Consider the following 19,055-nt stretch of genomic DNA (forward strand, 5'->3'; position numbering starts at 1 on the left):
GAAACCACCCGAGGAACAGGTCATGAAGATCATCATGAAGAAAGACGACTATCACCGCATCAGCTCGGCTCTCAGCCAGTCTTTCAAGGCCGGTGAGGAGTACGACCTGCCGCAAGGCACCGCGAATGCGCTGATCGAGCGCGGTTCCGCTGCGGCTGCCAGCAAGAACACCTCCAGCGAGAAGGACGCCTGATCATGGCCACGGGCAAACAGACGGAGCGGCTCATCATCCAGTTGGGCGACGGAGGGTCTCCCGAGACCTTCGCCCATACCTGCGGCGCGAACACGTTCGGCATCACGCTGACCAACAATCTGGGCGAGAACACCGTCCTTGATTGCGACGATCCGCTCGACGTGCCGGCCGTCATCATCCGTCATCTCGAAAGCCAGGACACGGCGGCGACGATCGCCGGCATGGTCATGACCGAAGCGTGGCCAACCTGGCGCGAATGGGCGGACCTCGGCACCGAGAAGAACATCAAGATGATCATGGACGAGAGCTTGGCCAACAATGGCGGCTTCTGGACCCTGCCTGCGTACCTCGCGAGCATCGAGTTCTCGAAGGAGACGAGCGGGAAGGTGACGTTCAGCGCGACCCTGTCGGGCGCCGGACAGCGCGTCTGGACCGACGCCACCTGATGGCTGACCTGATCGCGGAATGGGCCGGGAAGGATCGTCTTTTCCGGCTCACCTTCGGCGGCGTCCTCGATCTCGAGGAAGCATGCGGCAAAGATGCGATCGGCGCGATCTTCCTGCGCGTCACCACGGGCACCTTCCGCGTGACGGACGTCTACCAGGTCATCCGCATGGCGCTGATCGGCGGCGGCGAAAACCGGGTAGAGGCGAAACGTCTCATGGAGACGCATTTCGACGCCTATCCCTACACCGACAATGCGGCACTGGCGGGCGAGATCCTGATGGCCCTGATGACGGGTATCGAGGATGTCGCGAAGACCGACAGCGCCGAGGTGCCGGAGCCGTGGAAGTTCTCGGAGGCGTCGCAGATTTGCCGGACGTTCCACATGTCGCCGCAGGACCTGCGCGATCTGTCCTACGCGGATTTCGTCAACATGATCGCCGGTTTCAACGCGGCCTCGCCACAGAAGGCGGAGCCGCCCACGGAGGAGGAGTTCGATGAAATCCTCGCCAAGTATGAGCCCGGGGCGCTGAAATGAGCGAGCTCGACACCGCCCTCATTCTCCGCATGGAGGCGTCGCTCGCCAAGTTCGAGAACCAGATGGCCCGGGCGCGCAAGGCAGGCTCCGACTCTGCGACGCGCATCGAAAAGCAGTTCGCGAACAGCAACCGCAAGATGGCCCAAAGCGCGGAGAGCAGCGCCCGCGTCATCGGGGCGGAGATGGAGCGGCTGAAGGTCAAGTACGATCCAGCCTATGCGGCGAGCAAGCGGTACCAGCAGGCCCTCGATGAGCTGAACCAGGCGCAGCGCCTGGGCGCCATCGAGACGAAGCAGTACGAGGCCGCGCTGAAAGCTCTCGACGCGGAGCACGGCCGCGTGGCGAGCAGCGCCACCCGCGCGGCGGCGGCGAACACGAAGGTGGCGACCAGTACGCGCGGCATGAGCGGCGGCATTCAGAACGTCTCGTTCCAGCTGCAGGATTTCGCGGTTCAGGTCGGGGCCGGCACGGCCGCGTCCGTCGCGCTTGGCCAGCAGCTGCCGCAGCTCCTCGGCGGGTTCGGGGTCCTGGGCGCCGTGCTCGGTGCCGTGGTCGCCATCGGCATTCCGCTCGCCGCTTCTTTCTTCAGAAGCGGTGTCGAGGCCGAGGACCTCGCCGATAGGGCCGACACGCTCCGGAAGGCCGTGGGTGATTACCAAGCTGCGGCCGAGGGCGCTCTGATCCCGACGGACGAGCTCGCGAAGAAGTACGGGACGGCCACCGCCGCCGCGCGGGAGTTCATCGACGCGCTAAAGGAGATCACCCGCGTCGACGCGCTCGACGCGCTGCAGAAATCGGCGGATGCGATCGCCAGCAGCTTCGGCAATCTCGGGTCCTCGAGCGCCGATGAGCTTAGGGAATACGGCAGGCTGATCGAAGAGTATGCCGGAAGAACGCGCGACCGGTCGAGCAACCCCGACCCCGAAATGGCCCGGCGCGTCATGGAGATCATGCAGGCGAACGAGGCGCTCGGAGAGCTGAGCACCAAGCTTGATCTCACCTATGGTCAGGCCGGTACGGTGGCCGGGGCCCTGGCGGAGCTCGCGAGCGCAGAAGGGCCGCAGGAAGCCGTCGATGCGGCACAGAACCTCCTCGACATTCTCGAGACGACGATAGGCCCCTACGAGGCCATGAACGGGGAAGCAAAGGCCCTCTACAACGAGATCAGGAATGCCGGCGATCAGGCTTCGCAGCTTCTCGGCACGAGCGAGGGTATCGCCCCGGCCATCGGTGGCGCCGTCAGCGAAGCCGGGCGTCTGGCGGACGAGCTGGGCCGGGCGGTGCAGAACGCGATCAATCTCTCGGCGCAGGGCTTGTCCGACGTGAAGCGCGCCAAGATCGAGTACGAGTTCCGGGACGATCCGGTCCGGCGGGCCGGGGCACTCGCGAAAGCCCGCGCAGAAGAGGAGATCGTGATCCCGGAGGGGGCAGGCGGGACGATCACCAACGAGCTGATGGATCAGCGCCGGGCCTACGTGAATGCCGCGGAGGAAGCAGAGCGTTATCGCCAGAAGGTGATCGCCTGGCGGGAGGCCGAGGCGGAAGCCGCATCTGCAGCCGCCAAATCGTCGTCGAGTGGGCGCAAGGCTGCGACCAAAGCCGCAAATAAGGCGCAGAGAGACGAGGAAAGAGCGGAGAAGGACGAGGAGAAGTTCTTCGACGCGTCCGATGCCGAGCTCGCGTCCGCGGAGCGGCGCATCACGCTGATCGGGAAGACGCAGTCCGAGATCGCGGAGCTTGAGGCGAGGTACAACCTTCTCGACGAGGCGAAGAAGCGAGGCTTGGACCTCGACGCCCGGTATGGCGGCAGCTCGGAAACGCTCGCGCAGGAGATCGACCGTCAGTCGCAGGCGATCGGAGAGCTCGCCGAAATTTACGAGCAGGCTTCGACCAAAGCGGACTTCTTCGCCAAGATGCAGGCGGACGTCCAGTCCGGCATACTGGATACCATTCTCGAGGGTGAAAGTCTGAAGGGCGTTCTCGGCGGCGTTGCCAAGGCGTTCGCTCGGGCTGCCGTGGAAGCGGCGCTCTTCAGCAGCGGCCCGTTCGGAAGCGGGAATGCTGGCGGCGGTCTTCTGGGCGGGCTCTTCAAGGCCATGATGCCGGCGCGGGCGGCCGGAGGACCGGTGCGAGCGGGGAGCGCCTACAAGGTCGGCGAGCATGGTCCGGAGCCGTTCCTGCCGGCCGTGAACGGCCGCATCCTCAGCACGGCGCAGGCGCAGGCGGCTCTGCGGGGGAACGACGAGAGGCCAAACTTGAACGTCTCTTTTGCGCCCGTGATCAACGCTCCTGGCGCCGATCAGGGCGCCGCGCAGCGCATTGAAAGACATCTCGCTCAGATGGAGCGAAACCTTCCTGACGTGATCATGCAGACGCTCCGCAACGGCGGTAATCGTGGCGCAATCCGCAAGGTCGTCCGCTGATGGCGCTCGCTTTCCCGAGGGAGATGGTGTCCGCCTGGTGCTGGACGAATGCCGAGTTCAAGCTCGTTCATCGCCAGGAGGTCTCCCGTACCGCCGCGGATACCCAGGTGCGCGATCTTGGTCCCGCTCTCTGGCACGCCTCATTCGAAAGCGATCCACTGCCCAAGACTAAGGCCGACGAGCTCGAAGCGGATTTCGAGACACTGGGCGGCGCGCTCAGGACGTTCTTCGCCGTACCCATGCTGCGGAAGGATCCTGCGCGTTGGACCGGCGAGGGCATGGCGGGCTGCTCGGTGAACGCGATCCGGAGCGATCGACGCGCCATCCGCATTGCCGGGCTGCCTGCGGGCTTCGAACTGAGCGCCGGGGATTTCGTGTCGATCCTGACATCCGTTCCGGGCCGCGAGCTGCTGAAGATCGCCGTGGGAGGGACGGCGTCGAGCACCGGCCTCTCACCATGGCTCGAGGTGACGGACGCGATCCGCGTCAGCGTGAAGGTGGAGGATTTCGCCAAGCTGCACCTGCCCTTCGTCGAGATGCGGCTCGTTCCGGGCTCCCTCGAAAAGCCGCGGGATTCCGTCGTGAGATGGCGCGTTAAATTCGATGCGACGCAGGTGGTCCGATGAGGCAGGTCAGCGCGGTCACACAAGCCCGCCTGGACGCGGGAGAGCTCGTCCTGCGATCCTTCGTCTGGATTGCCGCCCGCCGCCGCGACACGGGCGCTCTCGCCGCTAGGGGATGGTGGAACGATGTCGGCACGCTCGAGGCACAGGTGATCGATGCGCAGGACGTGGTCCGGACGCGCACGTTCATCGGAAGCGGCGACCTGATGGGGCTCGGATCAGTCCCGCTCATCCTCGGCATGACGGCGCAGGAGGTCACGATCCAGCTCTCGCTGATGTCGCAGGCGGTCGCAGAGCTCGTGCGGGAATGGGAGCCGCGCCGTGCCGCCGTTGAAATCCACCGCGGCCTATTCGACCCCTGGACCAAGCTGATGGTCGAACCAGCCGCCCGCCGCTTCATTGGTTTTGTCGACGACCCCGACATTCCGACGCCTGCCGAAGGTCAGGAAGGCACGATCACGCTTCGCTGTGCCTCCCTCTCACAGGAGCTGCAGCGGTCGAGTTCCGCGAAACGATCGAGCGCCGATCAGCGCAAGCGCCATCCAGGCGACGCCTTCCTGGATTACGCGGCGACCATCAAACACAGGAAGCCCGTCTGGGGCGATCGGGACAGCGCATGATCCGGGATGCCACCTTCGTTGACTGGCCTGCCGTCGATCGAATGGCGCGCCAGTTCCGCGACAGCGCGGCGCCCTGGATCGCCTACGAGCCCGCGCGGTTCCGCCGGACCTTCGATGCCCTCGTCGTGCAGGAGCACGGCTGCGCCCTCATGCTCGAGAATGGAAAGGGGATCCTGATGGCCATCGCTCTTCCGTCACCGTTCTCCGGCGAGCTCGTGGCGCAGGAAATCATGTGGTGGATCGAGCCGGAGGCGCGCGGCCGTGGGCGGGAAATGCTCGATGCCTACGAGACATGGGCGCGCGCGATCGGCGCGATGCGCTGCGGCGTGACCTGTCTTGACGACCGGACGGCAAACCTCTTCGCGCGGCGCGGCTACGAGCGCGCCGAACTGGCGTACCGGGTTTACTGATGGCGCTCTTTACCGCGATCGCAACGGCGGCGGGCGCCTCCGCCGCCGCAATTTCCGTGGCGGGCGCGGTCGGCCAGCTCGTCGCCGGCGTCGCGCTGAATGCCCTCGCCGGAGCGTTGTTCGCCCCCGATGTCCCGGCCGATCCCGGCGCTCGCATCCAGACGCAGGTGCAACAGGAGATCGTGGCGCGAAACTTCGTGGTTGGTCGCACCGCACCACTGGCCTCGCTCGTCTTCCACACGACGATGGGGATCGGGGCCGACGACGACACGGAGAACTATGTCGCTGTCTTCGCGCTGAGCGACTTGCCGGTGAAGGCGCTGACGGGCCTCTGGATCGACGGTCAGCGCTGCACGATCGACGGGTCCGCGGGCTGGGACGAAGAGCACGGCTGGAAGATCCCCGAACTGGCCGATGATGACGGCACAGTGAAGGCGTGGTTCCGGTTCTACGACGGCACACAGACGACGGCCGATCAGCGCCTTATCGACCATTGCTCGACTGAGGATTGGCCATGGACGGCAAACCATGTTGGCCGCGGCATCGCCTACATCATCGTGACGACCGACTACGATCCGACCGTGTATCCGAACGGTCGGCCGTCGTTCTCCTTCGAAGTGCAGGGCCTCGAGATCGAGGATCCTTCTACCGGGTCGACCGGAACCGCCGACAACCTGCCGGCCGCGCAGATTTACCGGCTGCTGCAGGGCGTGAGCTATGGGGGCCAATGGCTCTACGGACCGCAACGCCAGGCCGTTCTTCCATCGGCGGTCTGGAACAAGGCGATCACGGAGTGCCGCAAACCGGTCCCGGGCGCGTCCTCTTGGACCGATGCGCGCAAGCGCGAGGCATTCGGCGGAACGACGGTGCCTGCGCGGTACCGGTCCGGCATGCAGATCAGTGTCGACCGTCCAGTGGCGGACACGATCAAGGATCTGGCCTCGGCCTGTAACGGGCGGTTCTCGGAGGTCGCGGGCGCGTTCCGGTTCCAGGTGGGTGATCCTCCCGCAACGGCAGATTTCACGTTCAGCGACGACGACTTGCTGACGACGAGGGAGCATTCGTTCACGCCGTTCTTCCCGTTGGCCGAGACGGTAAACGCGGTCACGGCGGTCTATCCGGACCCGGCGCAGCTCTACGAGGAGCAGGAGGCGCCGCCGCTATACAGGCCCGCCCTCGAGGCGGAGGACGGCAATCGCCGCCTGACCACGACCGCGCGCATGCCCGCCGTTCCGTACAAGGAGCAGGTGCAGCGTCTCATGAAGGCGGCGCTCGACGAGGCGCGGCGGGCGCGCCGCCATACCATCGTCCTGCCGCCCAAATTCTGGGTCGTGGAGCCGGGAGACTATGGCGCCTGGACGAGCGCGCGCAACGGCTATCAGGACAAGCTCTTTCGCGTTGACGGGGTGACGGACGAGGAGGGTGGCGACGTCGTGCTCGACATCACGGAGGTCGATCCCTCCGACTATGATTTCGATGCCGACGATTTCACGCCGGTTGTCTCGGGCAGCGTGGTCCGCACCGGGCCCGCAACCTTCGTCGTTCCGGGCTTCGACGTCCGGGCCCACGTGATCAAGCTGCAGGACGGCACCCCGGTGCGGCCCGGCATCAAGATGACATGGGACAAAAGCCGCACGGGACGGCGCATCGCGTACCGGGTCTTCGCGGCCGGGACGAATGATATCGTCACGAGCGGGAATGCCGAGTATTCCGACGGCGAGATCGTCACTGGCGACAACATCGTGCGGAACGCGGACCTCGAGGTGCAGGTACGCCGCGTCATGCAGAACGGTCGCACGCCGTGGTCGTCGCGCTACGCGGTCACCGCGCCGAACGTGGGCTTCACCGAAGCGGACTTCGACGCGATCTTTCAGGAGAAGCTGGATGCGGCGCAGGCGGTCCGGGACGACCTGGATGCCCTGACGGAGGATTTCGTCGGCAACCTCAAAGACCGCTTCGGTCTGACGGAAGAACAGATCAGCCAAGTCAACACGACGCTGAACAACAAGATCAGCGGCGTCTCATCTAACCTGACGCAGAACTATTTGACCGGCGCCGCTACGGACCAAGCCATCGCCGCAGTCGATACTAGGCTCAGCACCCGGGCCGACAATGCCGCCGGGTTCATCAACAGCATCCTTGGTTTGGAAGTCGGACCCAGCCGCGCCTTCGGTGTCTTGCTCGATGATCTTCAGGTAGATGCGAACGGCACATCTGCGAAAGTTCGTACTCAGGGCAACGCTATCGTTGACCTGGAGGGAAATGCAAAGGCCGGGTACCTGATCCAAGCCCAGGCAGGAAATCAGGTTGCCAAGATAGACCTGATCGCCGCCGATGGCTCGGGGCAGCGTATCAGCTCCATCGTGTTCACGGCTGACAACATCCTCGCCAATGGAAGCCTGTATTCTCGGCACCACAGTTCGCGATCGATTGATACCGAGATCCTGAAGATCGACGGCGTCCGTTTCGAGAACATCCTGAAGGGCGCAGCGACACGAGGGGCGTCCAGCGTCAAGAACACCAAGCGGGACGTGCCCGTGATGCCCTCGCCGAACGATGATGCGACGACCGCAGATACCTTCAGCTACACCCTGAACAACTGGTCGAATTGCTCGATCTACGCTTCTGGCACCTACGACCTGTACTTCTTCATCACGCTCCAAGGCGATGATTTCGTCGCGAACGTGTCGAGGGGTAGCGACAGGTACTGCTGGGGCGGGAACACCTACCGGATTTATGCGCCCAGTGGCACGGGCGACATCAACAGTTCCTCTCTCAACGGCGTGTTCAGAGCCTGCTCGGATACGACCGTGCTTCGCCTGCACCTCGGCGGGCGCCCAACCAAAGACCCGGACATCCTGGGCGTGGTCATCAATCTTTTGGCGGTGAGGGTATGACTGATTTTGTCGTCTATGATGAAACCTCGGGTGAAGAGCTGCGAAGCGGAACTGCCGACACGCCCGAGATTGCGAACGTCCAGGATGCTGGCGATCCCGGCGTCGCCGTTCTCCTGGCGACATCTCAGCCGGGTCACTACGTCGATCTGTCCAGCCCACTGATACCCACCTACGCCCCCCGCCCGACGCTCCCGGCGATCCCCGCCACCGCGACGGCACCGTGGAGCTACACCCCGCCCGCGGGCGCCACGGTGACCCTCACGAACGAAGCGGGTATCTCGGGAACGTTCGACGATGCGGAGCCGATCACGCTGACGGATACAGGGGTCTACCGCATCAGGATCGATCCGCCGTTCCCTACGATGCCCGTCGACGCGGAGATCACCCTTGCCTGAATTCGGACAGAGCCTCGAGGCTGTGCGGTTGCGGCGCATCTACCAGGAGCTCGCCGCCTACCGCTGGTCGATCGAGGTCGGCGGGATCACTTACGAAGGCGTACCGCACGCAACCGACGACAGGAGCAAGACACTCATCAACGGTCGGGTTGCCGCGATGGAAAACGGTTCGCTCCCTGCCCCTGTGGAGTGGAAGGCGGCGGACGGCTCTACCGTGACGTTCCAAACCGCAGCCGAGTTCAACGCTTTCGCCAACGCCGTCGCTCGGCATGTGGCGCAGTGCTTTCAGGCGGAAACATTCGTCGCACAGGAGCTCCAGTTCGCCGCCGATCCCCGCTCGGTTGATCTCGAAGGCCGCTTCGACAGCCGCTTCACGATCCTCAAAGCGCAGTGACCCGCGCCTAACCCCAGCGCGTGAAGCGTGGTTTTGTCCGCGTCGAAAGGGGAGATGGAGGCTACATGCAATTGCCGACTGAAATCGGCGCGCTCTTCCTAGCGGGCGCGGCGGGCGCTTTCGTGCGCGCGGTGTACCGCCCAGAGCCCAGCTGGACACGACGGCTCCTAGAAGGTCTGGCGGGAGCCTTGAGCGCAATCTTTCTTGGTGGATTGGTCGGACATGTGATCGACGCAACGATTGGCGGAGGCACATGGGCCTATCTCGCGGCCGGATTTCTGATGGGAGAGGCCGGTATTGCCGGTGTGCAAGCGCTTCGGAAGCGGTTCATCGAGAAGGAGGAGAAGAAGTGATGCTTCTCACAGCGAATAACGTAAGCTCTGTGATCCTGATCGTGGCTTGCTGGTGGCTAACACATTCGTTCGCACAGCAGCGAGCGAGGTTCGTAGCCTCAGGTTTCGCCGCAATCGGTTTCACGGTTCTTTCGACACTTCTGTCGCGGAACATCGCCTCGATTCCGGACAGCAGCGTGGCATGGCAGATCGTTGTTACGAAGATAATTACCGCAGCGACGCTGTTCGCGCTGATCGTACAGCAGGCTCGACGGGAGCTTCTGGTCCGGCACCTGATGGATCAGCCACCGAAGGAGCTCTGCTTCAGAACGATGCTCTCCCGCATCCTCGAATTCCGCCGGCGCCACCCGCGCTGAACTGACCGTCCAAACAATTCATCGGCCTTGCCCCGCCTGCGGGGTCTTTTCGCATGGGAGACTGGTATGCGCGACATCACCGAGATCATCGTCCACTGCAGCGCGACGCGGCCCACTTTCATGCAGGGGCAGACGACGAAAACGAAAGTCGCCGAGATCCGCCGGTGGCACATCGAGGATCGCAAGTGGTCCAACATCGGCTACCACCTCCTGATCGATCGCGATGGCACCATCGCGAACGGCCGGGACATGACGCGGACCGGAGCGCACGTTCAGGGCCACAATACCGGCACGATCGGAATTTGCCTGTTCGGCGCGCACGGCGCGGCCGCGACAGACCGCTTTTCCGACCACTTCACCGCCGCGCAAGATAAGGCGCTGCGATACGTGATCGCCGACCTGCGATCGAAGTACGGCGCCCTGCTGGTCAGCGGTCACAATCAGTACGCCAACAAAGGCTGCCCCGGGTTCTTCGTCCCCGATTGGCTCGACCAGGAGAAAACGGAATCCGCCGATCCCGTCGAGGTCGCCCGCTGGCGCCTGGCCGCGATCCGCGATGCCGCGACCGCCGCACTCACCGAACTGCCCAACCCCGCATAGGAGTCCTCGCATGGATTGGTCTACCCTCTTCGCCGATATCTGGGATGTGGTCGCGATCGCGATCTACAACGCCTGGGTCCTCATCGTGCCCATCATCCTCGGGCAGGTCGCGCTCTATCTGCCTCCGATCCTCCGAGGCATCTGGGAGAACAAGTTGCGCGACGACCTGACAGTCGCGGCCAACAATGCCGCCCAGGCCGCGCTAGATGGCGACTGGCAGCACTTCGACTTCGACAAGGGGGATCGCGAAGCGCTGATCGCCTACATCGTCGAGTGCATGCGTGAGGGAGCGGGAGAGGCCATCGGTCGCTTCAAGCCGTCGCTGCCGAAGCTTAAGCAATACGCGCAGAAGGCCATCGCGAACGAGCGAAAGAACATCGCCCTGACGCGCCTTTGAGGCGCTGTCCCACCATCGTCTCCCCCTCTATATCGCCGGCCTTGCGGTCGGCGGGCAGTCAAGGTGCGCCGCATGAAGATCATCGAAATCGACGGCCGGCCGTACGAGACGACCGGTCGCGACATCACCGAGTTTCACCACGGTGAGACCGTCACGATCCTCGTGCGGCCTCAGAACGGTCAGCGCCAGCCACTCGATCTGGCGGATCAGCAGGACATCTACATCTCGTTCGCGAGCTCGGCGGCCGGCGAGCCGATCCATCAGTTTTACGCCTCGCTCCACGAACAAGTCGCATGGATCACGGACAGCGCGGTTCCGGCCGCGCTGATCAGGCTGGCCTACGTTGACCTGCCAAACGTCGCCGAGGCGAGCACGTTCTATTACAACATCTGGACAAAGCTGCCGGGTGAGGACCCGATCTTGCAGGAGCGCGGCAAGATCATCCTCGCGCCCTCGATCCTCGGAACGCTTCTGTCGATTGATCGCCCGACGATCACGATGAGCGCGAGTTTCGATCCTGCGGAGCCTGTCGAGGGTAGTCCGGTGACCTTCCTGCCGCCCGTTGCTGCGGGTACCGCGCCGATGCTCTCCCTTTCGGCCGTCAGCGTCGACGGCGAGAGCTTGATCGACCTCGTTGTCGAGATGGATGGCTCCTACGGGCTTACCGCGCCTCCAGCTGGCGAGCTCACGGTCACCTGGGTCGCACGCAATGCCGCAGGCGAGGTGCCCGATACCGTGACGACGACGATCGCAAAGCGGACCGCTCCACAACCGGGCTTCTCTTCGGGCTTCTCCGAAGGCTTCGCCGCCTAATACACCTCACACATCGAAAGGGTCGCACTATGGCCACCAAGGATCGGTCGGTTCTCGGAACCGATCTCGACGAGAAGCTTGCCGACAATACGAATGGCGCGATCACCCCGGCGGTGCTTCGTAGCTTCCTGCGGGATTTTTTAGATACCGCTCGGGTCCCTGCGGATATCTCCGCGGCACTGGACGCCCGTGGCGTCGAGATGCGCGTCGAGGCTGATCAGATTGAGTACCGGACGAAGGTGCCGGACGGCGAAACCAAGAAGCCATGGCAGAACCTGACTTCGACAGATGTCTTCAGGGGGCCGGCCGGTCCGTCTGCGTTTGAGGTCGACCGCGAGAACGGTTTTACCGGCACCGTCGAGGAATGGTTGGCCAGTCTTCGTGGGGCGGATGGGCTTTCCAGCGAAGAAATTCAGAATGTCGTCAATGGTTTCCTCGCAGAACGGGAGGCCGCAGATGCCGAAAGGGCCGCGAGGATCGCCGAGCTAGAGCGGAAGGTCGCGCTCCTGACGGGCAACACGGAGAACCTGAAACCAAAGCAAATCCGGACCTTCGATTCGGTGCTCTTGCCTCTCGGCTCAGGCGATCTGGTGATCGAGGCGGCGCAGTACTTCTCCGGCGACAACCTCGAGTTCTTCCTGTCGGGACAGAACGCCACGATCGACAGGCTCACCGGGCGGCTGGTACTGTCCGACGATACGCCTATGGAAAGCGTGCAGACGCGCATCGAAGCTCGCAACGTCTACGGCAGCGCATTCGGCGAGTTTCCGGTCACGGTTCGCGACCCTAACGTCGCGCCGCCGGAGGGCATCAACACCTCTCGCGCGCTCGGTATCGACGCTCCCGAGAGCTATTTCGACTACGACGAGAACATGCAGCGGGATCCCGAGAAGGGTAACAAGCTCGGCCGTCGGCGTTTCCCCCTCGTAGAGATCATCCGCAGCAACGACGACATCTACGTGGACATTCGCGCTGCGGGCCGAGGAACCGCGCGGCAATTCGAGGTGCTCGATGTCGATGGCAATACCAGCTCGACGCGGGCTGTCATCGACCCCGCGATGCCGGGCCGCCTGAAAATTGATGCCCGGACCGCGTTCGAAGGGATCGTGCGTTACCGCGCCTGGAACTCGATGGGCGAGTACACGGATCGCGTTCCGATCCGTATCGCGGAAGAGGTCACGCTGCGGCCGATGATCGTGCGTGCGATGGCCGACATTTACAGCGAGCCTGACGATGTCGGGAATAACTTGATCAGCGTGATCGACCCGGTTGTCGAGGGCGCACCGTACTATTCCGTATCTTCGCGGCAGCTCTTCACGTCCAAGGATCGGGGCAAGACGCTCAGCCCTGTTGATACCGACGACGCAGGCCAGACCACGATCCGGGCTGATGACTGGTACTTCCTCTTCTCGGAAACCCGTATCGAGAACGGCGTGACCGAAGGAAGCAAGGTCGAGCTTCTTCGGGGTCAGAACGCCATCGAGAAGCATTTCGACGCCTGGACCTTGGAGGAGGACCTCGAGGTCGACATCCACGTCAACGGCGTCAGCGTACCGTGCGCCGTCCAGTGGGAACTGCGCGCACCGTCCTCCGTCACGGGCCAAATCCGCGGGAAGTGGTCCTGCGCGAGCATGGACGCACCCTTCAGGACGATCCGGAAATATCAGACGGATCGCTTCGGGAACAACAAGGGGGTCCACTACGGCCCCTGCGTGTCGCGCATCATGTGGAAACCGCAGGACCACCAGTGGGAATACGAGACCTACTACACGGGGGCCGATGGCGCCCGTCACAAGAAGGTCCTCAGCGGCACTATCGCTGCGCTTCCGAACACGTTTCAAATCGCCGGGGAGCACACGGCTTTCGCCTACTCCAACCAGGGCGTCTTTCCGTCGGAGGTGCCGACGAACCGCTGTTTCACCGACCTCGACGCCTTCATGGCCGCGTTCAAGGGCTGGTCTTCGCCGGTCAAGGCCTTGATCCGCCGGGGAGAGCGCACAAACCGGATAGGCAAGAAGTCGATCCAGTTCGACAAGATGGATAACGTCCTCTGCGAAGGATACGGATCCGGGGACAGCCACGTGCTCTACGACGAGAGTACGGTAAGCGGCGGCGGCGGGGATTCCTTCCTGGAGATCCGTGCATGCCGGTACGCGTTCCTGAAGGACTTGGACTTCGATTCCACGTGGAGGAACGCGAGCGAGACCGGCTACGCCCGCGTGGGCATCGCGGCAAGCAATAACGCCTACCTGTACACCGACGTCAAATCGCACATCGCGATCTATAACTGCCGCGGTAACGGGCTACGAACCCTGTTCACGAACCCCGCGCCTGACAATGCCAGCGACGAGGGTGGCCCCGGCCAGAGTGGGATGCCAACCGCGTGCGGCCACCACCACACGTCGCTGCACCTTGAGTGCATGTCCGGGATCGACCCCGACCGCCACAACTGCCTCGACTACATGATCTACTGCTCCGCTGAGCGCGGGGGCTGGGTAGACGTTCTGTGCTCGCCGGACCCGCGCTCCATCGTCGGAAACTCGGCGAAGGACTTCAAGCACAACCAGCACGCGGTCTGCCGCCACGCGGAGGGTTGGCTCTTCTGCATTGCCGGGATGGAAGGCCGGTCGATGATTACCTGGACTACGGAGAGCGTCGGCGTTCTGCAGCCCGCCTTGGGCCGTTTGGGCGCGTCGGGTCTCTTCCCCATGTCCATCACGTCCGTCTGGAACCACGTCGGCGAAAGCGGCTGGTCCATGTTCGCCTACGGCGGCGGCGCGGGCGGCTGGATCAAGCGGTGGGGCTGGCACTACATCACCAGCCTTGCGGCCTTCGGCGACTACGCGACCCATCGTTTCTTCGGACCCGACCAGGAGGGGAGCGTGATCGAAAACGTGCTCCTAAGTCTCTCGGAGGGCAAGCGGCTACGCGAGCCTGCGGTAGATGCCTATATCGGCGAGGAAGAAGGGTTCCGTGACCGCGACGGCAGGAGTAACCGTCAATCGGAGCCGGGCCGTCGGAGCCGGGCCGCGCAGTTCATCACGCTGATCGACAAGGGTGACGCTTTCCCGAACAAGTCACCGGACGGGACCGTTTCGGCGGGCAATTCCTGGATCGACGAGGATACCATTGCGTATTACCAGCCGAACCTGCCCACGCCGCGCGACGATTTTGAAGGCCAGTTCATCAAGGATGTCCTCCGGCCTCCGCACTCGGAGGGCTACCGTCTCCGAAAGGCCGACACCCTCGATACGAGCTACCGGAGCCCCGACGACGCGATCGCATTCTACTACCCGGAGCCGGACAGCCCTCTGATCGGCCGTGTCACGAAGTCCGTCGCACGTATCTGGGACGCGGCGGGCGTTTTCCTCCCCGAAGGTCCGCAGACACCCGGTGCGTTCTCCGGTAAGCCGCCGGGGCTCGTGGCTGGCGGCGGCGGCGCTGGATCGGGGGCCACGGAGGTTTCTCTGCGGACCAGCACCCAAACGGCCCGGTGGAGCATGAGCCCGCTATCGGGCACGGATGGGGAGCGCGGTGCGATCCTCATGTGCTGCAAGATCCCGTCGTCCGGCACCCGGTACTTCTACAACGCGGGCGACAATAGCGGCATCCTGATTACCAACGGCACGACACAGCTCGCAGTGAACTACCTAGTGCTGGACGACGACGGGGTCCGCCGCGGGCGCCAAGCCCTGTTCAACAACATCGTGCGCAACGGGTACGTCTTCGTTCTCGTTCTGCATGAACGGGGCGTTCGCTCGGATGTCTACTGTTCCGTCGAGGGGGGCGCGCTCCAGAAGGTCAGCGTCGAGAATAACGGCGGGCGGCTCGCGGTCTACGGGGTTCCGCATCACTTCATGTCGTCGCCGAGCGGTTCCGGGGTCAACTTCGTCCTCTGGCATCAAGGGGCCGTCTGGACGGGCGTACCCCAGTTCCCGGACGTCGAAGCCATGTTTGCGGCCGGGCAAGTCCTGAACCCGGACGGCACGCCGAAACACCGGACTGTTTTCTGGGAAGACATGGATGTGCCGGTGCTGAACCTCGACGGCGATGCGAAGGGCATGGCGGCGGGTGGCGGCAGCCCGGGCACGGCTGGGTCCCTGACGTACCACGTCGGCAACCCAGACTTCCCCGTCGTCGATTCCACGGCCTAATAACGATGGCGGCGATCTCCGGACCGCCGCCATCACGACCTGTCTATGCAGGCCGCCGTCTCGCCATCCACCCAAAGCCTGCGATACCGAGCGCCAAGAGAGGCAAAGAGGCGGGCAGGGGAACGGGAGCGACTTCTGCCATGTCGGGGAGACCATCCACCGACCACGACAGCACGTTGTACTTGATCGAATCGAACAGGTCGCCGTTGGCGCCTTCCGGCAGGATTGTGGTCTGAATGAAGATTTCGCCCGTGCCGTCTGCGTTCAGCGTGTAGGAATACGCGCTGTCGTCATCCGGCATTATGTAGGCGTAGAGCGAGCCCGTTGTGAAATCAACTTCGAACTGCTCTCGCGCATAGCTAAGCCCGTTGTTTTCGTAGAACCCGGTCTCATTATCCGCTGTCACGGGCAATAAAAGTTCTACAATGTCACCGACCGCTGGACCGGTGTAGGTCCCGTTCTTGTATTCCAGCGGATCGATTCCGCTAATTGTGGCGCGATAAGCTTCCGTCACCTCCCCCGTGATCGTGTACGTCAGGTCGATCAGCGCCGCGCTCGCACTTCCACCCACCATCATCGCCGCTGCTGCGACCGTCGCCATCATCCGCATACCGCTCTCCTCATTACTCGACCCGCCAACCGTGACGAAGCGTTAACGATTCGGAAAGAGATGTCAGACGGCTTCACATTTCATTCACGCTGACCTTGGCACGGAAGTCCCGCCGCCTACCTCATCAGTCGATGCATAGGGTCTGGATTGAATGTCGCTGCGGCATGGGGAATGGGGCCACATCGCGGTTCAGCAGCACTGTGAGGTGGCCTTTTGCGCGCAAACTTAACACCCGCTTTCAGCGTCGCAGAATGACCCAAACTCCGAACAATGTTGGCGCAGCCTGCAAAAATGAAAGTGCCCATAGCTCATATTTAGACAACTAATCATGCAGAGAATACAGTTCATTAGCTCTTACAAAGAATATTCATAAACTTATAGATGATAATCATATTGGTTAACTAATGCGTATAGAGGCGCGAAGCTCATCCGGCTCCAAAATATGACTCTGAAGCTCTTCCTCGCGATCAATGTAAAAATCTTCTGGCAGGCGGTTTAAGGAAAGAACACATCTAATCAAGTTGCGCGTAAGCCTTGTTCGTTCGTTTCGGCGCTTTTCTTTTGGTGTGTCCGGGTGTGGAACCAATTCAACCTGAAAATGACAGCTGGCCCCATGTTCCTCCACCCACCTTATTTTGATAGTGTGGTGTTGGGCTTCGAAGTGGTAAGCTGAAGATCCATCGATGCAATAGTGGGCAAGATATGTTGATTGCGGATCTGGGTCAGTTCCTCTGAGTTCAAAGTAGGCGTCGTTTTGGACCTGCGCTACTCCCTGCCCATACCGGTGCACCTCAAACTCACTTGGCAGAAGGCTAACAGTACATATCGAAAGCGCGTAGACCCCAGTGCCCTTCCTGCGACCCTTCTCATCCGTTCTCTTTACCTCAGAGAATTCAAACAGTTGCTCTGAATCGAAGGTGTGTGTTTCTCTGGAGATGAACTTCGGGAACACCGCGCAGCGCGCAAAGAGATGCTCACCATAGACACCGCTATCTTGGGATGTCCGCATTGAACCTATCACTTAGAGCTTGTAGAAACTTATTAGCGTCGAATGCCTCGCCATCCGTATATTTTTCCTCAAATTCATCACCATCATTGGTGATCATAAACGCGTCGACGTCGGCTTCATCGATATTCAGATAGCATTTCCCGCCGGAAACTTCCCAAGTAAATGCAAGAGCCTCGCCTCCCCTATTCAAAATTTTGGGAATCTCAACTTCAGTATTCTGGACGATTAGAGCCAAGCAGTTCCTCGCGCCCTTCGCAATCTCATCAGGGAGAAAGTAATCATGGTCTTCTGGCAGCTTGCTCATCGAATAAAGTGAGCGATAGATTTCGAATAAGTCGCTAGAGAACTTGTTCGAGAACCGTCGCCCGTGGTTAGTCCAGTCACATTCAGACGCAAACTTATCAAAATCGTACGATTGACTTTCACTGTGGCCGAAATGGGAATGCCACATCTCAAATCTTGTTGGCAATCCTGACGAATTCGCGCTTGCCGGTGATCGGCTTGGCGAACTGCCTACACTTGAAGTGCTGGTCGCCTTTGACATGTTAACCATTAGCTTCAGCCTCTTTCATCATGCCAAACATCTCCGAAAATCTAACCCTCTGTTGTGATGAACTTATCACTCCAGTCGGCACCGAATTATAGTCAGAGACCGTGTTCAGTATGAACGATTGCTTTATCGGTTTTTGATGCATGTCGGTTTGCCCAACTAAGAAAAAAGGAGGGGGAGCTTGGTAAAGCGACATAACATCAACCCCGATCCTTTTAAGCCGATTGATCTGCGCGCCACTTTCGAGGCTAATGCGGGAGTTGAATTGCAGATTAAGGTCGGTAGCAATTAGGCCACTGCGGTCAATACCAAGGCCAGTGTATTCGCAAAAGGCGTCAATCGCTTTCCTTTCGTTTTTAAATTCGACTCCATCATTTATAACGATCGCCTGTCTATAGCAATCAGGAGTCGCTTTCGAAAGAAACTCAAAATTGCTCAACACTTTTTCCATGAACGTCTCCGCGTCCAGGAAAGGAAGTAACGTTGGGAAATTTTGACTTGAGCGAGCTCGAAAAAAAATGTCTAGGCGGCCGTCTTGTGTTTGAACGGTAACTTCCGTTTCACCAATTTGGCCGCTCGCTTGGGCTAAAAATGGCTTATCTGGGCGTGCAAATTTATTGGTTTGGGAGGTGATACACTCCTCCCCGAGCAGGGCCTCGTAACATGCGGTGGCCGAAACATCTGTTGCAGATGGTGCAAATATTGCAATCTGAAGCTCTTGAACGTTCCAAGCCATAAATTCTTCCCTTAGGTCGACTCGCGGCGAAAGCGTACACGCGCTGCGGACCGTGCGTTTTGTCTATATCTAACGATCGACTGCGGTGAAAAGAAGAGTCATCGTTGTTTCCCCACGATGTGTTGCTCGTCTCCTAGCAGCAGCTACATCTAGTGTTAAATCGCGAAGGCATTGCCCTAGTGGTCCTTACTGGTCAGGCGGCATGCCCAGTACGATCGAATCGGGAAGATTGAACTGATGGTGTACGAGGTGAGAGACGAGAATTTTGAGGCGGAACAGATTTATAAGAGGTTATCATCGTGTACGGCCTAGGAACGAAATGCTAACTGTAGTTGATTCGATGCGCTGTTTTGGCAAGTTAGACGAGCGCGATGAATAGGCCGTATTTGCCCGCTACGGCATAACCAGACCAACGTGTCAGGTGCACCGCTAACTTTCCGGGCGTCGTTTACTGCTGATTTGATGGATGGGGACACGACTTGTTCCGCTTCGGATGGTGGTTGCGCTGGTGGCCTTGCGGTTTTCTTGCTTGAGGTCTTC

The 19,055-nt window shown here is 61.4% G+C and carries 20 protein-coding genes; 16 read left to right on the forward strand and 4 right to left on the reverse strand.

The window, feature by feature from the left end; all coding sequences use genetic code 11:
* Positions 1-22: 22 nt before the first annotated feature.
* From LX81_RS22060 to LX81_RS01450, 16 genes are all read left to right on the forward strand, one after another.
* A complete protein-coding gene (locus LX81_RS22060; RefSeq protein WP_170133813.1) occupies positions 23-193 on the forward strand; it encodes a hypothetical protein in 171 nt (56 codons plus the stop codon).
* A 2-nt stretch (positions 194-195) separates the two neighbouring features.
* On the forward strand, positions 196-639 hold the full coding sequence (locus LX81_RS01380) for a phage tail tube protein (protein WP_111535484.1): 444 nt from the start codon (positions 196-198) through the stop codon (positions 637-639).
* Positions 639-1,175 carry a gene transfer agent family protein gene (locus tag LX81_RS01385; RefSeq protein ID WP_111535485.1) on the forward strand — a complete coding sequence of 179 codons (537 nt, stop codon included), beginning with the start codon at positions 639-641 and terminating at the stop codon, positions 1,173-1,175. The genes LX81_RS01380 and LX81_RS01385 overlap by 1 nt, the downstream gene beginning before the upstream one ends.
* Positions 1,172-3,598, forward strand: coding sequence for a hypothetical protein (locus LX81_RS01390; RefSeq protein WP_111535486.1), 2,427 nt, complete (start codon positions 1,172-1,174; stop codon positions 3,596-3,598). The genes LX81_RS01385 and LX81_RS01390 overlap by 4 nt, the downstream gene beginning before the upstream one ends.
* Entirely contained in the window at positions 3,598-4,224 is a 627-nt protein-coding gene (locus tag LX81_RS01395) for a hypothetical protein (protein WP_146259375.1), read from the forward strand. Before LX81_RS01390 ends, LX81_RS01395 begins: the two co-directional genes overlap by 1 nt.
* Positions 4,221-4,841: a hypothetical protein gene (locus tag LX81_RS01400; protein ID WP_111535488.1), complete on the forward strand. Its 621-nt coding sequence runs from the start codon at positions 4,221-4,223 to the stop codon at positions 4,839-4,841. The genes LX81_RS01395 and LX81_RS01400 overlap by 4 nt, the downstream gene beginning before the upstream one ends.
* Positions 4,838-5,251, forward strand: a complete 414-nt coding sequence (locus LX81_RS01405; RefSeq protein WP_111535489.1) for a GNAT family N-acetyltransferase — start codon at positions 4,838-4,840, stop codon at positions 5,249-5,251. Before LX81_RS01400 ends, LX81_RS01405 begins: the two co-directional genes overlap by 4 nt.
* Positions 5,251-8,148, forward strand: coding sequence for a phage tail protein (locus tag LX81_RS01410; protein ID WP_111535490.1), 2,898 nt, complete (start codon positions 5,251-5,253; stop codon positions 8,146-8,148). Before LX81_RS01405 ends, LX81_RS01410 begins: the two co-directional genes overlap by 1 nt.
* Positions 8,145-8,543 carry a hypothetical protein gene (locus tag LX81_RS01415; RefSeq protein WP_111535491.1) on the forward strand — a complete coding sequence of 133 codons (399 nt, stop codon included), beginning with the start codon at positions 8,145-8,147 and terminating at the stop codon, positions 8,541-8,543. The genes LX81_RS01410 and LX81_RS01415 overlap by 4 nt, the downstream gene beginning before the upstream one ends.
* Complete coding sequence (locus tag LX81_RS01420; protein WP_170133814.1) at positions 8,536-8,937, forward strand: DUF4376 domain-containing protein; 402 nt, start codon at positions 8,536-8,538, stop codon at positions 8,935-8,937. The genes LX81_RS01415 and LX81_RS01420 overlap by 8 nt, the downstream gene beginning before the upstream one ends.
* A gap of 65 nt (positions 8,938-9,002) precedes the next feature.
* Positions 9,003-9,290, forward strand: a complete 288-nt coding sequence (locus tag LX81_RS01425; RefSeq protein ID WP_111535493.1) for a hypothetical protein — start codon at positions 9,003-9,005, stop codon at positions 9,288-9,290.
* Positions 9,290-9,646, forward strand: coding sequence for a hypothetical protein (locus LX81_RS01430; protein WP_111535494.1), 357 nt, complete (start codon positions 9,290-9,292; stop codon positions 9,644-9,646). The genes LX81_RS01425 and LX81_RS01430 overlap by 1 nt, the downstream gene beginning before the upstream one ends.
* Before the next feature lie 66 nt (positions 9,647-9,712).
* Positions 9,713-10,246: an N-acetylmuramoyl-L-alanine amidase gene (locus LX81_RS01435; protein WP_111535495.1), complete on the forward strand. Its 534-nt coding sequence runs from the start codon at positions 9,713-9,715 to the stop codon at positions 10,244-10,246.
* A 10-nt stretch (positions 10,247-10,256) separates the two neighbouring features.
* Entirely contained in the window at positions 10,257-10,643 is a 387-nt protein-coding gene (locus LX81_RS01440) for a hypothetical protein (protein ID WP_111535496.1), read from the forward strand.
* A gap of 72 nt (positions 10,644-10,715) precedes the next feature.
* On the forward strand, positions 10,716-11,456 hold the full coding sequence (locus tag LX81_RS01445; RefSeq protein WP_111535497.1) for a hypothetical protein: 741 nt from the start codon (positions 10,716-10,718) through the stop codon (positions 11,454-11,456).
* 29 nt (positions 11,457-11,485) lie between these two features.
* Positions 11,486-15,610: a hypothetical protein gene (locus LX81_RS01450; protein WP_111535498.1), complete on the forward strand. Its 4,125-nt coding sequence runs from the start codon at positions 11,486-11,488 to the stop codon at positions 15,608-15,610.
* A 43-nt stretch (positions 15,611-15,653) separates the two neighbouring features.
* Here LX81_RS01450 and LX81_RS01455 read toward each other — a convergent pair whose 3' ends face one another.
* From LX81_RS01455 to LX81_RS21810, 4 genes are all read right to left on the reverse strand, one after another.
* Positions 15,654-16,220: a VPLPA-CTERM sorting domain-containing protein gene (locus LX81_RS01455; protein ID WP_111535499.1), complete on the reverse strand. Its 567-nt coding sequence runs from the start codon at positions 16,218-16,220 to the stop codon at positions 15,654-15,656.
* Between the two features lie 397 nt (positions 16,221-16,617).
* Positions 16,618-17,229 carry a hypothetical protein gene (locus LX81_RS22460; protein WP_211322681.1) on the reverse strand — a complete coding sequence of 204 codons (612 nt, stop codon included), beginning with the start codon at positions 17,227-17,229 and terminating at the stop codon, positions 16,618-16,620.
* A complete protein-coding gene (locus LX81_RS22465) occupies positions 17,210-17,533 on the reverse strand; it encodes a hypothetical protein (RefSeq protein ID WP_111535500.1) in 324 nt (107 codons plus the stop codon). The genes LX81_RS22460 and LX81_RS22465 overlap by 20 nt, the downstream gene beginning before the upstream one ends.
* Positions 17,534-17,774: 241 nt before the next feature.
* Positions 17,775-18,515: a hypothetical protein gene (locus LX81_RS21810; protein ID WP_146259376.1), complete on the reverse strand. Its 741-nt coding sequence runs from the start codon at positions 18,513-18,515 to the stop codon at positions 17,775-17,777.
* Positions 18,516-19,055: the final 540 nt, after the last annotated feature.

It is taken from the genome of Palleronia aestuarii, from assembly GCF_003253995.1.
GTDB lineage: Bacteria > Pseudomonadota > Alphaproteobacteria > Rhodobacterales > Rhodobacteraceae > Palleronia > Palleronia aestuarii.

Excerpts from the sequence above, each read along its gene's own strand:
- LX81_RS22060 (WP_170133813.1), top strand. The coding sequence starts at position 23 with ATGAAGATCATCATGAAGAAAGACGACTATCACCGCATCAGCTCGGCT.
- LX81_RS01380 (WP_111535484.1), top strand. The coding sequence starts at position 196 with ATGGCCACGGGCAAACAGACGGAGCGGCTCATCATCCAGTTGGGCGAC.
- LX81_RS01385 (WP_111535485.1), top strand. The coding sequence starts at position 639 with ATGGCTGACCTGATCGCGGAATGGGCCGGGAAGGATCGTCTTTTCCGG.
- LX81_RS01390 (WP_111535486.1), top strand. The coding sequence starts at position 1,172 with ATGAGCGAGCTCGACACCGCCCTCATTCTCCGCATGGAGGCGTCGCTC.
- LX81_RS01395 (WP_146259375.1), top strand. The coding sequence starts at position 3,598 with ATGGCGCTCGCTTTCCCGAGGGAGATGGTGTCCGCCTGGTGCTGGACG.
- LX81_RS01400 (WP_111535488.1), top strand. The coding sequence starts at position 4,221 with ATGAGGCAGGTCAGCGCGGTCACACAAGCCCGCCTGGACGCGGGAGAG.
- LX81_RS01405 (WP_111535489.1), top strand. The coding sequence starts at position 4,838 with ATGATCCGGGATGCCACCTTCGTTGACTGGCCTGCCGTCGATCGAATG.
- LX81_RS01410 (WP_111535490.1), top strand. The coding sequence starts at position 5,251 with ATGGCGCTCTTTACCGCGATCGCAACGGCGGCGGGCGCCTCCGCCGCC.
- LX81_RS01415 (WP_111535491.1), top strand. The coding sequence starts at position 8,145 with ATGACTGATTTTGTCGTCTATGATGAAACCTCGGGTGAAGAGCTGCGA.
- LX81_RS01425 (WP_111535493.1), top strand. The coding sequence starts at position 9,003 with ATGCAATTGCCGACTGAAATCGGCGCGCTCTTCCTAGCGGGCGCGGCG.
- LX81_RS01430 (WP_111535494.1), top strand. The coding sequence starts at position 9,290 with ATGCTTCTCACAGCGAATAACGTAAGCTCTGTGATCCTGATCGTGGCT.
- LX81_RS01435 (WP_111535495.1), top strand. The coding sequence starts at position 9,713 with ATGCGCGACATCACCGAGATCATCGTCCACTGCAGCGCGACGCGGCCC.
- LX81_RS01440 (WP_111535496.1), top strand. The coding sequence starts at position 10,257 with ATGGATTGGTCTACCCTCTTCGCCGATATCTGGGATGTGGTCGCGATC.
- LX81_RS01445 (WP_111535497.1), top strand. The coding sequence starts at position 10,716 with ATGAAGATCATCGAAATCGACGGCCGGCCGTACGAGACGACCGGTCGC.
- LX81_RS01450 (WP_111535498.1), top strand. The coding sequence starts at position 11,486 with ATGGCCACCAAGGATCGGTCGGTTCTCGGAACCGATCTCGACGAGAAG.
- LX81_RS01455 (WP_111535499.1), bottom strand. The coding sequence starts at position 16,220 with ATGCGGATGATGGCGACGGTCGCAGCAGCGGCGATGATGGTGGGTGGA.
- LX81_RS22460 (WP_211322681.1), bottom strand. The coding sequence starts at position 17,229 with ATGCGGACATCCCAAGATAGCGGTGTCTATGGTGAGCATCTCTTTGCG.
- LX81_RS22465 (WP_111535500.1), bottom strand. The coding sequence starts at position 17,533 with ATGAGCAAGCTGCCAGAAGACCATGATTACTTTCTCCCTGATGAGATT.
- LX81_RS21810 (WP_146259376.1), bottom strand. The coding sequence starts at position 18,515 with ATGGCTTGGAACGTTCAAGAGCTTCAGATTGCAATATTTGCACCATCT.